At 51.8% G+C, this 14,607-nt stretch carries 15 protein-coding genes; 4 read left to right on the top strand and 11 right to left on the bottom strand.

All coding sequences use genetic code 11. The annotated features are described in order from the left end of the window. Positions 1-31 precede the first annotated feature (31 nt). On the bottom strand, positions 32-1,156 hold the full coding sequence (gene mdoC / locus Q3H59_RS12830) for a glucans biosynthesis protein MdoC (protein WP_101760871.1): 1,125 nt from the start codon (positions 1,154-1,156) through the stop codon (positions 32-34). Between the two features lie 278 nt (positions 1,157-1,434). On the opposite strand from mdoC, the gene Q3H59_RS12825 reads away from it, so the two are divergent. The 3 genes from Q3H59_RS12825 (at position 1,435) to Q3H59_RS12815 (ending at position 5,887) form a co-directional block, all read left to right on the top strand. Further along, a complete protein-coding gene (locus tag Q3H59_RS12825; RefSeq protein ID WP_192234533.1) occupies positions 1,435-2,970 on the top strand; it encodes a glucan biosynthesis protein G in 1,536 nt (511 codons plus the stop codon). Beyond that, complete coding sequence (gene mdoH / locus Q3H59_RS12820) at positions 2,963-5,512, top strand: glucans biosynthesis glucosyltransferase MdoH (RefSeq protein WP_101760869.1); 2,550 nt, start codon at positions 2,963-2,965, stop codon at positions 5,510-5,512. Before Q3H59_RS12825 ends, mdoH begins: the two co-directional genes overlap by 8 nt. Before the next feature lie 135 nt (positions 5,513-5,647). Next, entirely contained in the window at positions 5,648-5,887 is a 240-nt protein-coding gene (locus Q3H59_RS12815; protein WP_110865906.1) for a YceK/YidQ family lipoprotein, read from the top strand. A 6-nt stretch (positions 5,888-5,893) separates the two neighbouring features. Here Q3H59_RS12815 and Q3H59_RS12810 read toward each other — a convergent pair whose 3' ends face one another. The 3 genes from Q3H59_RS12810 to Q3H59_RS12800 all read right to left on the bottom strand — a co-directional run bounded on the left by Q3H59_RS12810 (position 5,894) and on the right by Q3H59_RS12800 (position 8,157). After that, on the bottom strand, positions 5,894-6,289 hold the full coding sequence (locus tag Q3H59_RS12810) for a MysB family protein (RefSeq protein WP_101760867.1): 396 nt from the start codon (positions 6,287-6,289) through the stop codon (positions 5,894-5,896). A 119-nt stretch (positions 6,290-6,408) separates the two neighbouring features. Then, on the bottom strand, positions 6,409-6,675 hold the full coding sequence (locus tag Q3H59_RS12805) for a hypothetical protein (protein ID WP_008103132.1): 267 nt from the start codon (positions 6,673-6,675) through the stop codon (positions 6,409-6,411). Between the two features lie 558 nt (positions 6,676-7,233). Beyond that, complete coding sequence (locus Q3H59_RS12800; RefSeq protein WP_101760866.1) at positions 7,234-8,157, bottom strand: Kdo(2)-lipid IV(A) acyltransferase; 924 nt, start codon at positions 8,155-8,157, stop codon at positions 7,234-7,236. A 267-nt stretch (positions 8,158-8,424) separates the two neighbouring features. Here Q3H59_RS12800 and Q3H59_RS12795 point away from each other — a divergent pair, with 267 nt between their 5' ends. Beyond that, positions 8,425-9,480 (top strand): rhodanese-related sulfurtransferase, encoded by a 1,056-nt coding sequence (locus Q3H59_RS12795; RefSeq protein WP_101760865.1) that lies wholly within the window; start codon positions 8,425-8,427, stop codon positions 9,478-9,480. Positions 9,481-9,524: 44 nt separating this feature from the next. On the opposite strand, the gene Q3H59_RS12790 is transcribed toward Q3H59_RS12795, so the two are convergent. From Q3H59_RS12790 to pyrC, 7 genes are all read right to left on the bottom strand, one after another. Beyond that, a complete protein-coding gene (locus Q3H59_RS12790) occupies positions 9,525-10,100 on the bottom strand; it encodes a YceI family protein (RefSeq protein WP_101760864.1) in 576 nt (191 codons plus the stop codon). A gap of 1 nt (position 10,101) precedes the next feature. Then, complete coding sequence (locus tag Q3H59_RS12785; RefSeq protein WP_110865908.1) at positions 10,102-10,674, bottom strand: cytochrome b; 573 nt, start codon at positions 10,672-10,674, stop codon at positions 10,102-10,104. A gap of 292 nt (positions 10,675-10,966) precedes the next feature. Next, positions 10,967-12,082, bottom strand: a complete 1,116-nt coding sequence (solA, locus tag Q3H59_RS12780; protein ID WP_222210593.1) for an N-methyl-L-tryptophan oxidase — start codon at positions 12,080-12,082, stop codon at positions 10,967-10,969. Positions 12,083-12,188: 106 nt separating this feature from the next. After that, entirely contained in the window at positions 12,189-12,443 is a 255-nt protein-coding gene (gene bssS / locus Q3H59_RS12775) for a biofilm formation regulator BssS (protein WP_008103119.1), read from the bottom strand. A 278-nt stretch (positions 12,444-12,721) separates the two neighbouring features. Beyond that, the gene (locus Q3H59_RS12770; RefSeq protein ID WP_101760862.1) at positions 12,722-12,991 is read right to left on the bottom strand and encodes a hypothetical protein; all 270 of its coding nucleotides are present in this window, start codon (positions 12,989-12,991) and stop codon (positions 12,722-12,724) included. A gap of 143 nt (positions 12,992-13,134) precedes the next feature. Further along, positions 13,135-13,380: a DNA damage-inducible protein I gene (gene dinI, locus Q3H59_RS12765; RefSeq protein WP_101760861.1), complete on the bottom strand. Its 246-nt coding sequence runs from the start codon at positions 13,378-13,380 to the stop codon at positions 13,135-13,137. A gap of 68 nt (positions 13,381-13,448) precedes the next feature. Beyond that, positions 13,449-14,495, bottom strand: coding sequence for a dihydroorotase (gene pyrC / locus Q3H59_RS12760; protein ID WP_309835199.1), 1,047 nt, complete (start codon positions 14,493-14,495; stop codon positions 13,449-13,451). Between the last annotated feature and the right edge of the window lie 112 nt (positions 14,496-14,607).

The following is a 14,607-nucleotide window of genomic DNA, read 5'->3' as shown; positions in this document are numbered from 1 at the left end:
ATAAAAAGGGCCAGCGTAGCGGGCCCTTTTTTCATTTGCGTTGCGGCTTACCGGAGAACAGGAAGCGCAGCAGCGGAATGCGCAGATGGATTTCATACAGCGTAAACGCCACGCCAAATACCATCAGTAAGCCGACGAAGAAGCCGAGCGTGTTGTTGCCGATGTGCGGCGTGATGTAGATGCCGTACAAAATGGTCAGCGGATGGTGTACCAGATAGATAAACAGCGAGGCATTCACCAGATACATGATGCGCGGCGAATGGCTGTTCAGCAGCTTATGGCCGAAGCTAAAACAGACGTTTAGCATGCACAACCCCATCAGCGTCGAAATGATCATATCGATTTCATACAGCCAACCTTCACCGCTGCTGTAACGCTGATTCAGGCTATAGGCGATGAATACCGCGATAGCGCCAAAGCACATCACCGGATTAAAGCGCACAAACAACGCTTTCAGCGCCTGATGCTTCCAGCTCAACGCACCCAGCATAAAGAACGGCAGGAACATCAGCGTTTGCATCACGGCAATGCTGAACAGGCCATCGGCAAACACGGCCGGAACGAAATAAAACAGCACGCGGCGGAACGCACACCAAATTAAGGCATAAGTCAGTAGTGCCAGCGTCAATTTACCCCAGCCAATTTGCTGATAATCGATGCTGCGCTGCTGCTTATTCAGCCAGCGAAACGCCACCATACCGAACGTGGTCAGAATCACCAGTACCAATAAAAACCACAGATGAGATATCAGCTCCCACGCCAGCGTGTTGTACTTGTCGTACAGCGAGAAACTGTTCCAGTCGCCGATTTTATCGGTGAGATTTTTGGTGATGAAAAACTGCGGCAAGGTAATCAGCGGCACGGCAGTCAACATCGGGATGCCGACACGCTCCAGACGCACTTTCAACCAGCGCTGCGGCTGGTAGCGTAAGTAGAGCATGTAGGAAAAATAGCCTGAAATAACAAAGAACACCTGCATGCGGAAGGCGTGAATAAAGTCGTTTAGCACCGTCAACCACATTGAGGCGTCATGGCTGTTCACGGCCCATTTCTGCGTGGAGTAAATCAGAGAGACGTGAAAAGGCACGCCTAATAACATTAAATACGCGCGAATCGAATCGAGGAAATATTCACGTTCGGGTTTAGCTGAACTCATAATCTTCCAATAGTCAGTTTACTTGCCGGTTTCGCCCTGAAACCGGATTATGCCGAAGGAAAATTCTACCGGCTGTAAACAGGGTATACTATCAGGTGAATCTGTATGTGATTTTGCGGGGTTTAATTATCCTAAAAGCACATTTTCAGCTTACAAATCAGCGGAACAATCTATTACATACGCTGTCGGAAAACCGAATAATCCTTTAAGATAATCGGGTTTGATCTAAGCACACGAAAGGGGGGGATGTGCTGAATAATGTGAATAATAAAGTGGGACTGGTAAAGATGCGCTGGGTAGGCGCGGCAGTTCTGCTGGCTATGTATGCCAACAATAGTTGGGCGTTTAACATTGATGATGTTGCAAAACAAGCCAAGGCGTTGGCAGGGAAAAGTTTCGAAGCGCCAAAAAGCAATTTACCCTCTCAGTTTCGTGAAATGAAGTTTGCTGACTATCAGCAGATCCAGTTTAACCACGACAAAGCTTATTGGGGCAAACTGCGCACGCCGTTTAAGCTTGAGTTCTATCATCAGGGCATGTATTTCGATACGCCGGTGAAAATCAACGAAGTGACGGCGTCTTCAGTACGTGAAATTAAATATAACCCTGACTACTTCAATTTCGGCAACGTAAAACACGATGCTGATGCAGTCAAAAACCTTGGCTTTGCTGGGTTTAAGGTGTTGTATCCATTAAATAAAAAGGGCAAAGACGACGAGATCACCAGCTTCCTCGGCGCCAGCTATTTCCGTGTGATTGGCGAAGGCCAGGTGTACGGTCTTTCGGCACGTGGACTGGCGATTGATACCGCCTTGCCGTCGGGCGAAGAGTTCCCGCGCTTTAAAGAGTTCTGGATTGAGCGTCCAAAACCGCAGGACAAACAGCTGGTGATCTATGCGCTGCTGGATTCGCCACGCGCGTCCGGTGCCTATCGTTTCATCATCAAACCGGGCAAAGAATCGACGGTTGATGTGCAATCCAAAGTTTACCTGCGTGATAACGTCGGCAAACTGGGCGTTGCGCCACTGACCAGTATGTTCCTGTTTGGTGCAAACCAGCCTTCGCCAGTGACCAACTTCCGTTCTGAGCTGCACGATTCGAATGGTCTTTCGATTCATGCCGGCAACGGTGAGTGGATTTGGCGTCCGCTAAATAACCCGAAACATCTTGCGGTTAGCACTTTTACCGTTGAGAACCCGAAAGGTTTTGGTCTGCTGCAGCGCACGCGTGATTTCAGCCGTTTCCAGGATCTCGACGATCGCTATGACCTGCGCCCAAGTGGCTGGGTTGAGCCGCAGGGTGATTGGGGTAAAGGCCGTGTTGAACTGGTAGAGATTCCAACTGCCGATGAAACCAACGACAACATCGTTGCGTTCTGGACGCCGGAAAAACTGCCAGAGCCGGGCAAAGAGATGAACTTCCAGTATCGTCTGCACTTCACCCGTGACGAGAATCAGCTGCACTCAGACGACATCGCCTGGGTAAAAGACACGCTGCGCTCTGCCGGTGATGTGAAGCAGTCGAATCTGGTGCGTCAGCCGGATGGTTCTATCGCCTTCACCGTGGATTTCGTTGGCAAAGCGATGAGCAAGCTGCCGGAAGATACGCAAGTGGCGCCGCAGGTGAGCGTGGGTAACAACGCTGACGTGGTTGAGCAGAGTGTGCGCTACAACCCGGTGACCAAAGGCTGGCGTCTGGTGTTGCGTCTGCGTGTGAAAGATAACAAGCAGCCGACTGAGATGCGTGCGGCGCTGGTGAGCGGCGACAAGACATTGACGGAAACCTGGAGCTATCAGCTACCTGCCAATGAATAAATCGATATTTCTACCTCAATCTTACGTGGAGGCTCTGCCGCTTGATGCGGCAGGGCGCGCCCGTCTCAGCGATTCGCTGCAGAATGCGCAGGCGTTCCACGCTATTCATACGTCGCTGGGGCAAGATAACGCCGCCAGCGAGCGCCCGGATGATGCGCCGCTGAAATCGGTGTCATCCCGTGTGCAAATGGCCTGGCCGGACTCACTGGCGGATGGTCAGCAGCTCAGCAAGGATTATCTTGATCGCACCACACTGAAGGCGATGCCGAAAGTGAAGCGTTCGCTGATGTTCCCGGAGATCTGGCGCACCAACCCGATTGCGCGCGCCTGGGATTCCCTGCGCGGCCAGAAATCCACTCCACGCTATGCCACCGTTGAAGAGCAGAAAAACGAGGACAAGTGGCGCCACGTTGGCTCCATGCGTCGTTACGTACTGCTGATTCTGACGATTCTGCAGACCGTGGTGGCAACCTGGTACATGAAAACCATTCTGCCGTATCAGGGCTGGACGCTGATCGATCCTATCGAGATGTTCAACCAGAACTGGCTGCAGTCGGTTGAGCTGATCCTGCCGTATATCCTGCAGACCGGGATTCTGTTCCTGTTCGCCATCCTGTTCTGCTGGGTTTCTGCCGGTTTCTGGACCGCGCTAATGGGCTTCCTGCAGCTGCTGATCGGTCGCGATAAATACAGTATTTCGTATTCGACAACCGGCGATGAGCCACTGAATCCGGAACACCGTACTGCGCTGATCATGCCGATCTGTAATGAAGATGTAGAACGCGTGTTTGCTGGCCTGCGTGCGACCTGGGAATCGGTCAAACGTACTGGCAATGCCGAACACTTCGACGTCTACATTCTGAGCGACAGCTACGATGCCGATATCGCCATCGCCGAGCAGAAAGCCTGGATGGAGCTGGTGCGTGATGTCGGTGGCGCCGGCAAGATTTTCTATCGCCGTCGTCGTCGTCGTGTGAAGCGTAAAAGCGGCAACATCGATGACTTCTGCCGTCGCTGGGGCAGCAACTACAGCTACATGGTGGTGCTGGACGCCGACAGCGTAATGAGCGGTGAGTGTCTTACCGGTTTAGTGCGCATGATGGATGCTAACCCGAACGCCGGTATTATCCAGTCTTCGCCGAAAGCGTCAGGCATGGATACGCTGTATGCGCGTTGCCAGCAGTTTGCTACCCGTGTGTACGGTCCGCTGTTCACCGCTGGTTTGCACTTCTGGCAGTTGGGTGAATCACACTATTGGGGCCATAACGCCATCATTCGTGTGCAACCGTTTATCGAGCACTGTGCGCTGGCACCGCTGCCGGGTGAAGGTTCCTTCGCGGGTTCGATCCTGTCGCATGACTTCGTTGAAGCCGCGCTGATGCGTCGTGCCGGTTGGGGTGTGTGGATCGCCTACGATCTGCCAGGCTCCTATGAAGAACTGCCGCCGAACCTGCTGGATGAGCTGAAGCGTGACCGTCGCTGGTGCCACGGTAACCTGATGAACTTCCGTTTGTTCCTGGTAAAAGGGATGCATCCGGTTCACCGTGCGGTGTTCCTGACGGGCGTAATGTCCTATCTCTCTGCGCCGTTGTGGTTCATGTTCCTCGCGCTTTCTACTGCCTTGCAGGTGGTGCACACGCTGATGGAACCGACCTACTTCCTGCAACCACGCCAGCTGTTCCCGGTGTGGCCGCAGTGGCGTCCCGACTTGGCGATAGCCTTGTTCTCAACTACGCTGGTGCTGTTGTTCCTGCCGAAACTGTTGAGCGTGGTGCTGATTTGGTTCAAGGGAGCGAAACCTTATGGTGGCGCCATCCGCTTGTTCTTCTCGCTGATTCTGGAGATGCTGTTCTCAGTGCTGCTGGCGCCGGTGCGCATGCTGTTCCACACCGTGTTTGTGGTCAGCGCGTTCCTTGGCTGGGAAGTGGTGTGGAACTCGCCGCAGCGTGATGATGATGCGACACCGTGGAGCGAAGCTTTCCGTCGTCATGGTTCACAGATGCTGTTGGGTCTGGTGTGGGCGGGCGGTATGGGCTTCCTCGATCTGAACTTCCTGTGGTGGCTGTCGCCGATCGTCGTCTCGCTGATCCTGTCGCCGTTTGTATCGGTGATGTCGAGCCGTGCAACGGTAGGGCAGAAGAGTAAGAACGCCAAACTGTTCCTGATCCCGGAAGAGTATGAGCCACCTAAAGAGCTGGTTGATACCGATCACTATCTGCAGATCAACCGTCAACGCGCGCTGAAAAATGGCTTTATGCATGCACTGTTTAACCCGGCGTTTAACGCGCTGGCGACGGCGATGGCAACATCGCGTCATAAGCAGAGCGATTTACTGGATCATGCGCGTGACCGTCGTGTCGATCAGGCACTGAGCGATGCGCCAGAGAAACTGAATCGCGAGCAGCGTTTGCAGCTGATTAGCGATCCGGTGGTGCTGGCTCGTGTGCACTCACGCCTGTGGGAAAGCGCGGACAAATATCATCAGTGGGTGGAAAGCTATCAGAAGCTGAAGCTCAATCCAGAGGCGCTTCCACAGCGCTGAGGATGAGAAAGTAGAAAGCGGCAGAAATGCCGCTTTTTTTTCGCCAGAAATATGACGCAATCTTTACGTGTTAAGGAGTGGTCATCGTCCCTGCGAGATGGTTAAACTAACGCCAGTTCATTGTGAGTAAATGTTGTGAATTATTTCCTGAAAATAACCGCGCTTAGCGCCGCGATTCTTCTGCTCACCGGTTGTGGCAGTATCATCAGCCGCACCTTTCCCGGACAAGGTCACGGCAACCAATATTATCCCGGCGTGCAGTGGGACGTTCGTGACGGACCGTGGCGTGTGCTAACCATTATCGATTTGCCGCTGTCGCTGGTGATGGACACGCTGTTACTGCCCGTGGATGCCAGTCACGGTCCGTACGAATAAACGTTATTACAGATTGTCAGAAGGGCTGTTGTCGTCTTCCCACTCTTGTGCCGCCGCTTCGCCCTCTTCAAGGTCACGCGGTGGTTCCAGCTGGAACTCGCCGTCATCCCATTCGTGCAGCGTATTTTCCGCCTGCCACTCCTGACGCAGTTCGACTTCATCAAAATCGCCATCAAAGATGGCTTGTGCGGCGTCTCCACTGGAGATCGGCAGGCATTCACCCTGACCATCCTCTTCAGCGAAAAATTCGGCCTGCCACATAATGTCGCCATCCTGCATCACGTACTTCTGCAGGGCGAACTGGCTCACGCTGGCATCTTCTTCAGCGATCTCTGGTTGGCTGGCGAGGAACTCTTCACGAGCGGCTTCAATGGCTTCTTCAAGGGTGGTAAACAGGCTCATCATCAACTCCATGTCTGTAAAAAAGGGATTTCACAGAAGGATAGACGAAAAATCGTGACGTGCAGGGCGGAGAGGAAATATCAGTTGGGCGGTTGCGTGAAATTCAACCGCCCAACCGGTCAGGCTATTTTCTGCGGGAAATGCAATACCGGGCGTACTGATTCGTGAATAATTGGAGCAGAGTAACGAATACAACATTTAATACAGGGCTTAACCTTTTTAAAATTAATACGCGCGGTTGATAATGCCTGATTTAAATTATATAGAGTGCCAATAAATACCATATCCTCCTTTACAGGTAAGCGTTTGCACTCTTTCCGATGCAGAAGATGATAACCTTCCTGATCGGTACTGATCGTCACGTAGTAGTAGATACCTTTATTCATATTATATTGTCCTGAGATATATTTGCTGTGTGTAATCTTTTTATATTTTTTAAAAGTGAACGGGTGAAGCTAAGTGCTGCAATCGAAATTAACTGGATTCGATTTTACGAACCAATTCCATAAAGTTATAAGCGAAGCGATTATTTTAACGAAAAGGAATATGGGGTTTTTTAATCAGACAATACCTTGTTTAGTAAGTTAATTTTACTTCATTGATAAGTGATGCCGAAGGATTTAGCAATATTAAATAGGAATAGCCCTGGAAGTTGTAGAAATCAGGTCCGAAACGCTAAACTTTGGTGAATAAATATTAATGAGTGACAATTCCGGTAATCCTGCATCAACGCAGAATTTGGCTGCTATGGCGCAAGGAAAGGTTAATTTTACGTCAACATTGCGTGCTGAAGAAAAGTGATGTCTGATTAAATGCGGCGCTAAGCCAACTATCAGCCTAAGTTCAGGCTGGCACGGCTCACTAATAAATTACCGCATGTGATCGCGCCAAAAGGCAAATTAGTGCATATAAACAGCGGAGCACACAGGGTGCCCCGACCAATATTAATAAACCGATGGTTCGCCTTGCGGACGCGTTTTAAAGCGGCGATGCAGCCACATGTATTGCTCTGGAGCCAGCAGCACCGTCTCTTCCACCACTTTATTCATCACCACAGCGGTATCAAGTTCAGATTCCAGCGTAAATTTGTCGCGGATATCTGGCATCATTTTCAGCTCATAGCCGCGCGCGTTCGGCAGACGTCGCGCCAGGAACGGCACCACGCTTGGGTTTGCCAGACGAATCAGCATATGGGTGCCGGTGGTGGTCGCCGCATCCTGAACCGCGAAGAATGGCGCAAACACGCTGCTGCGCGGACCATAATCATGATCCGGTGCATACCAGATAATGTCGTTGTTCTTCATGGCGCGAATCATGCCTTTCAGATCTTTGCGGTCCAGCATGCTTTTATTGGAGCGCATCCGGCCCCAGGTTTGCAGCCAGTCGATCAACTTGTTGTCGTTGGGACGATACACGCCAATGCCTGGGTTGTGCATACCAAATACCCGCGCTCCCAACTCCAGAGTCAGAAAGTGCATACCAATTAATAATATGCCGCGCTTCTCTGCCAGCGCGTTAGTCACGTGCTCCAGTCCGCTGGTGGTGACCCATTTACGAATACGCCAGTCCGGCCAGAACCACGCCATCCCGGTTTCAATCAGCCCCATGCCTACCGATTCGAAGTTGTGCTTTACCATCGCGTCACGTTCATTGGTCGGCATAGTGGGGAAGCACACTTCAAGATTACGCTGCGCCACTTCAACGCGCCGCTTCATAAAGCGCATGGCAACGCGACCCAATCCGCAGCCAATTGCATGCAGTACCGGATAGGGCAACAGCACCAGCAGATAAAGAAAGCCAATGCCGAGCCAGGTCAGCCAATAGCGTGGATAGAAGAGTTCACGGGTGAGTTGGGGAAGTTGAGTCATGGAAATGTCAGTATCCTGCGTCTTATGCCAGAGAGTCCGGTTTCTGTAATTTTTTGTCATTATGCCATTTTTTCATTCTGGCTGAAATCAAGCATAGACCGGGGACGGCTTTCCGACAGCAGGTATGCGCACGAAAACGCAATTGTGGCGCACAAATGCGTGTGTAATTTCAGCCGGCAGGCTTATCAAACCAACATTTTTGTATCAGGCAGAATTCGGGTATCATACGCGCGCTAAATTTCTCTGATTGCTAACAGGACGAACACCATGCCAGTGTTACATAACCTTGTTTCCAATAAAGAGCTGAAGGAACGTATGTTGGCGGAAACCGAACCACGTACCACAGTCTCTTTTTATAAATACTTCCAGATTGCCGATCCTAAAGCCTTCCGTGATGCCCTCTACGTTGAGTTAACCAAACTCAAGGTGTTTGGTCGCGTCTATGTTGCGCACGAAGGCATCAACGCACAAATCAGTGTGCCCGCCAGCCGCTACGAAAAGATGAAGGCCGCTTTGTATGCCTTTGATGCGGCGCTAAATAACTTGCGCATGAACATTGCGCTGGATGATGACGGTAAATCTTTTTGGGTGCTGCGCCTGAAAGTGCGTGAACGCATTGTTGCGGATGGGATTGAAGACAATAGCTTTGATGCCAGCGATGTGGGTGCTTACCTGAAAGCCGCGGACGTTAATGCAATGCTCGACGATCCGGATGCGCTGTTTGTGGATATGCGTAACCACTACGAATATGAAGTGGGGCGCTTCGATAACGCCATGGAAGTGCCGGCCGATACCTTCCGCGATCAACTGCCGATGGCCGTTGATATGCTGCAGGATCAGAAAGACAAAAAGATTGTTATGTACTGTACCGGTGGCATTCGTTGTGAAAAGGCCAGCGCCTGGATGAAACACAACGGCTTCAAAGATGTTTATCACATCGAAGGCGGGATTATTGAATACACCCGCCGGGCGCGTGAACAGGGCTTACCGGTGCGTTTCAAGGGCAAAAACTTTGTCTTTGACGAGCGCATGGGCGAGCGTATTTCCGACGATATTCTTTCCAGCTGTCATCAGTGCGGCACGCCTTGCGATAGCCACACCAACTGCATCAATGATGGCTGTCATTTGCTGTTTATTCAGTGCCCAAGCTGCGCTGAAAAGTACAACAACTGCTGCAGCCCAATCTGCATGGAAGAGTCAACGTTGTCGCCAGAGGAGCAGCGCGCACGCCGTGCGGGCCGTGAAAATGGCAACAAAGTGTTCAACAAATCACGTGGTTTGCTGAACATGACGATGGCAATTCCGGCGCCAGATAAAAAATAAGCGACAAACAGCCTGAGGTCTGCGGACTTCAGGCTGTATTTCGTTTACTTACGCACGCCTTCCACCGAAATAATCAGTTCAGCTTTCTGCGATGCCGGGCCAAGATCTTTGCTGATGTTGAACTCTTTCAGCACGATCTCACCGCTGGCTTCAAATCCTGCACGGTAGCCGCCCCATGGATCTTTGCCTTCACCGATCAATTTTGCATCCAGCGTGACGGGCTTGGTCACGCCATTCAGCGTCAGGTCACCGGTGATCTTGTAATCTTTACCCTCTTTCTTCACGGCGGTAGAAGCAAAGGTTGCCTGCGGGAACTTACCGGTGTTGAGGAAATCCGCGCTGCGCAGGTGTTTATCACGCTCAGCATGGTTGGTATCGAGGCTGTTGGTGTTGATGGTCACGTTGACTTTATCTGCCGCAGGATTGGCTTCATCAAAAGTGAAGCTGCCATCAAAGTCTTTAAAGGTGCCGTACAACCAGCTGTAGCCTAGGTGCTGAATGCGGAACTGCACAAACGCGTGCTGGCCTTCCTTATCAAATTTGTAATCAGCCGCGCTGGCCGTCAGGCTGGCGCTCAATAATCCGGCCGCTGCTACTGCCAATAATGTCTTCTTTAGCATGTTACTTTTCCTTTTCAGAGATTAACGGGATGCGGTAACCCAACATCCTTTTCAGTGTCACATCACGGTCGATAAAATGGTGTTTCAGGGCTGCCAGCGCGTGCAGTGCTGAGATCAGCACCAAACCCCACGCCAGCCAAAGATGAATGTCACCCGCCAGATCCGCTTGTTGCGCGGCACCGCTGAACAGGGCGGGAACCGCGAACCAGCCAAATACGGAGATCGGTTTGCCATCGGCGGTGGAGATGAGATAACCGGTGAACAGCAGCACCAACAGTAAGCCGTATAACAGCCAGTGCGCGGCGGTAGCGCTGCGTCGTACGGCGGGCGAATAACTCGCCAACGGTTTGGGCGGCGGTGAAATAAAACGCCAGCCGAGGCGCAGCAGCAGCGCAGCGAACAGCAGAATGCCGATGCCTTTATGAATTTCGGGCGCATCGTGATACCAGCCATCGTAATAACCCAATCCGACCATCCACAAACCCAGCGCGAACATGCCGTAAATAACCAGCGCCATAAGCCAATGCAATAAAATCGAGACAGCGCCGAAATGCTGTGTGGAATTACGCCACATTAAAATCACCTGGAATGAAATAAGTGGTAATGAGCATCTACATTTTGCAATGAAAGATCAATTAACCTTACTTTTCTATAAAGTTGAAAATCATCTTCGGAATAAATGAGGATTTAATTAAAACTCAGTCAGAATAATTGAAGGGATAGCTTAAAAGGCGGGGCTTATTGCGAAGTATTGCATATTCACTACACCAAATGCGGCATAGCGCTGCGCTGAATGTTGATATAGGTAATTAACTGTCAGTTTGTGTCAATTTCGCCGGCACAGGATTAGTACCGGCAAGTATGGTTTAGTTAAATCGCGCGAGGGAGAAAGGCGCAATATCGAAAGAGAACGGTTTGTTCTGCGCAAATTCACTGGCAAGTTCACCCAGCACGCTGGCGAATTTGAAACCGTGTCCGCTTAAGCCGGTGATGATCAGACGATTAGGCTCGCCCGGCAGCGTATCGATAATGAAATCTTCGTCCGGCGTATTGTCGTAGCTGCAGGCTTCACCATGCAAACAGACGCCCACGCCCGGCAGGAATTTACGCAGGAAGTTAAAAGATTCGTTGCCGTCTACCGCGATGCTGCCAAAAGGTTTGCGATCGGCCGGCGTTTGCATCAGCTGTCCGCCATCGTGACGTCCCACTTTCAGCGCGTTGTTATCCGCCGGGAAGCCGTAAAAGTGGCTGCCATCGCTCATCTCCACGGTAAAGCCGGGGAATTTATTGTTCTCGCTGTAGCGACCATCTGCCTGATACCAGGCGAAAACTTTGCGCACGGGCGCAACCGGCAGATCGGCGACCAACTGGCTCACCCAGGTACCGGCGCTGACCAACAGTTTACGCGCGCGGAAAATGCCATCGCTGGTAGTGACTTGCTGCAGATCGCCGTCACGACCTATCTCTGTCACCGGACAGTTAAACAGCTGCGCGCAACCGGCCTGTTCCGCCAGCTGCACCCAGCTGCGCACCGCTTGCTCACATTTGAGGAAGCCGGAGTTGGGTTCGTACACGCCGATGTAGCCATCCGGCACTGTGAACTGCGGCCAGCGCGCGCGCACTTCATCGGCTTGCAGGATTTTCACATCCAGCTGCCACGCTTTCGCGCTATCGATAACATTTTGAATAAAGGAGGAGGTGATGGGCGCTAAGTTGAGGATGCCGCTGCGATGCATGATGCGCTCGCCGCTCTGGCGTTCCAGCTCATCCCAGAGTGTCTGTGCGCGTAGCACCAGCGGCACGTAGCGTTCACCTTCACCATACGCATGGCGAATCAGGCGGGTTTCCCCATGATGTGTGCCCTGGCTGTGCGGCGGATGGGCGCTATCAATCATCAGCACCGATAAGCCAGCCTGCGTGGCGTAAAACCCGGCTGCTGCGCCGACCGAACCGCTTCCCACCACAATCAGATCATAAACCATAACGACATCACTCCAGCAAAACAGCGAAATTTTTCAACAGCATATCAAAAGAGAGCGCCCATGAAAAAGGCACCCTGTTGGGTGCCCTTTCACGCGATAGTAGAAATTAATGCTTTTGATTGTCGCGTAGGTACTGCTCGGTAGACTCTATTTTTGCAATGCCAGCTTCGAGTAGAGAGATGAACTGTCTGGCTACGTCGGTAGTCAGCCAGTAGGTCGGACCCACGTCAGCTTCTTCTTCTTTCTGCCCCTGCGAGGAGAGCGAGTGCAGGCGAATCATCATGGCGTCATAACTGTCTACGGTGCTGATGTCCCATCCTACCAACGGATGAGTCTGGATGACGTCTTTATTTCTGTCCATTATAACCTCCGTATTACTCGTTAAACGAAGTGCTTCTTGAGGTTCAATGCGGCTGTATCGTGCACTAGCGAAACAATTATAACATGAAATAGCGGGTACAATAGTTAAAAGGTATGACGAACCTAAACAGAGTAAAAATAAACGCGGTTAACATTGCCGTTTAATCGAATAATAAAATGCCCGCAGCGTCAGGCATTTTATTGGAATTATTACTGGCAACACTGACGAAGTTATCGGCTTTTATAAGGGAAAACTTTAGGCCGAAAAAGGGGGCACTTTTATGAGTGTGGCTCGACCGGCAGCAGGCCGTGACGTTTCTGAATCTCTTCCGCCAGCCGGGTAAAATGCTGCTGTAACTGCTCGTCATGGTTCTGGTTTTGCGCTTCCAGCGTCAGGTTGTGGACCAGCAACTGATTGGCGCGATCGTCGAGACAGAAGGTCAAGGTGGCAAACGCATTTTCTAATACGGTTAAGCGGCGCTGTTGCTCAGCAATAAATGCCAGCAATTCTCCGAAGGTCATCGCCTCTTCTGGTTTTTCAGTAGTCATGTAAAACACCTCCTGTAAGCATGACGAGGCAAGAATAGGGGATCGTTTAACATGAGTCTAGATGCAGGAAGTTTTTCTGGCGAGAGGGAAATAAAAACAAAAAAGCCGGATAGCGATACCCGGCAAAAACGGCACAGTGGCAGTTAATCGTTATTGAACCAGTCGTCAGCGCTTTCCCAGGTTTCTTGTAACAGTTCGCTGATGCGTTCGCGTGACTCTTTACAGCCACCAAACACGCTGAGTTGGTTGCCGCCGGCATAACGCACTTTGACGTGATGATCATCGTCGGGGAAATCCTGCGTAATGCGACGAACCAGTTCGACGCTGAGTGCATCCAGTGCACCCGCAGGAAGGGGCGAAGTTTTTGCTACGGTAATTTCAACACGCATAGAAGCCTCCGGGATAATATACTGTTTATTTGTACAGTATAAATTTCCCGAAGGCAAGTAGCAGATCATTATTCTTTGATGCGCCAGTTCAGCGTTTCACCAGCAAGGAAAGGCACCAGCGTGTCATCTGCCAGCGCAATGCGCTCTTCAACCTGCCAGGATTCTCGCACCAGCGTCAGCGTGCCTTCATTCAGCGGCAGATCGTAGAAGTTCGCGCCGTTCTCCGAGCAGAAGGCTTCGAAATGTTCCAGCGCATTCAGCTCCTCAAACACGGTGGCGTACGCCGGCAATGAGGTCGGCGCATTGAACACGCCGGCGCAGCCACAGCTGGCTTCCTTGAGATGACGCAGATGTGGCGCGGTATCGGTACCGAGGAATACGCGACGATTCCCGCTAGCAACCAGCTTACGCAGCGCTTCCTGATGGATATTGCGCTTCAGAATCGGCAGGCAGTAAAGATGCGGACGCACGCCGCCCACCAGCATGTGGTTACGGTTGAACATCAGGTGCTGTGGCGTAATGGTGGCGCCCAGCAGATCATTACCGGCTGCCAGATACTCCGCCGCTTCTTTCGTGGTGATGTGCTCCATCACCACTTTCAGCGCCGGGAACTGTTTACGCAGCGGTTCCAACACGGTTTCAATAAAGCGCGCTTCGCGATCAAATATATCGATGTGAGAATCGGTCACTTCGCCGTGCACCAGCATTGGCATGCCGATCTGCTGCATGCGATCCAGCACCTTAGCGATAGCGGCGATGTTGGTCACGCCGTGGCTGGAGTTGGTGGTGGCGTGCGCAGGATAGAGTTTGGCGGCGGTAAAAGTGCCGTCACGGAAGCCGCGCTCGATCTCATCGGGATCAAGTGAATCGGTGAGATAGCAGGTCATCAGCGGAGTAAAAGCGTGCTCAGCAGGTAACGCAGCCATGATGCGCTCGCGATACGCCACGGCAGCGGCCACGCTGATAACCGGTGGAACCAGGTTTGGCATGACAATCGCACGACCATTTACTGCGCTGGTATAAGGCAGTACGGCGTTGAGCATCGCGCCATCGCGCAGATGGATGTGCCAGTCGTCAGGGCGGCGGATGGTAATGTGCTGAGGTTGGGCTGTCATTCAAAAAGACTCCGGCTGAGAAGAAAACGAGAGGCACGTTTAGGCCGGGGAGTAATCATAAGGATGTGGGCAACCGTTTGCACGGGATTTTATTGTGACAAACAAAAACCGC

It is taken from the genome of Pantoea sp. SORGH_AS_0659, assembly GCF_031453915.1.
Classification (GTDB): Bacteria; Pseudomonadota; Gammaproteobacteria; order Enterobacterales; family Enterobacteriaceae; genus Pantoea; species Pantoea leporis.
The sequence above is the reverse complement of the archived record's forward strand: the minus strand, read 5'-3'. Positions and strand labels throughout refer to the sequence as shown.

What these genes read in the sequence shown, in the direction of transcription:
- mdoC (WP_101760871.1), bottom strand. Translation starts at nt 1,156, where the DNA reads ATGAGTTCAGCTAAACCCGAACGTGAATATTTCCTCGATTCGATTCGC.
- mdoH (WP_101760869.1), top strand. Translation starts at nt 2,963, where the DNA reads ATGAATAAATCGATATTTCTACCTCAATCTTACGTGGAGGCTCTGCCG.
- Q3H59_RS12810 (WP_101760867.1), bottom strand. Translation starts at nt 6,289, where the DNA reads ATGAGCCTGTTTACCACCCTTGAAGAAGCCATTGAAGCCGCTCGTGAA.
- Q3H59_RS12805 (WP_008103132.1), bottom strand. Translation starts at nt 6,675, where the DNA reads ATGAATAAAGGTATCTACTACTACGTGACGATCAGTACCGATCAGGAA.
- Q3H59_RS12800 (WP_101760866.1), bottom strand. Translation starts at nt 8,157, where the DNA reads ATGACTCAACTTCCCCAACTCACCCGTGAACTCTTCTATCCACGCTAT.
- Q3H59_RS12795 (WP_101760865.1), top strand. Translation starts at nt 8,425, where the DNA reads ATGCCAGTGTTACATAACCTTGTTTCCAATAAAGAGCTGAAGGAACGT.
- Q3H59_RS12790 (WP_101760864.1), bottom strand. Translation starts at nt 10,100, where the DNA reads ATGCTAAAGAAGACATTATTGGCAGTAGCAGCGGCCGGATTATTGAGC.
- Q3H59_RS12785 (WP_110865908.1), bottom strand. Translation starts at nt 10,674, where the DNA reads ATGTGGCGTAATTCCACACAGCATTTCGGCGCTGTCTCGATTTTATTG.
- solA (WP_222210593.1), bottom strand. Translation starts at nt 12,082, where the DNA reads ATGGTTTATGATCTGATTGTGGTGGGAAGCGGTTCGGTCGGCGCAGCA.
- bssS (WP_008103119.1), bottom strand. Translation starts at nt 12,443, where the DNA reads ATGGACAGAAATAAAGACGTCATCCAGACTCATCCGTTGGTAGGATGG.
- Q3H59_RS12770 (WP_101760862.1), bottom strand. Translation starts at nt 12,991, where the DNA reads ATGACTACTGAAAAACCAGAAGAGGCGATGACCTTCGGAGAATTGCTG.
- dinI (WP_101760861.1), bottom strand. Translation starts at nt 13,380, where the DNA reads ATGCGTGTTGAAATTACCGTAGCAAAAACTTCGCCCCTTCCTGCGGGT.
- pyrC (WP_309835199.1), bottom strand. Translation starts at nt 14,495, where the DNA reads ATGACAGCCCAACCTCAGCACATTACCATCCGCCGCCCTGACGACTGG.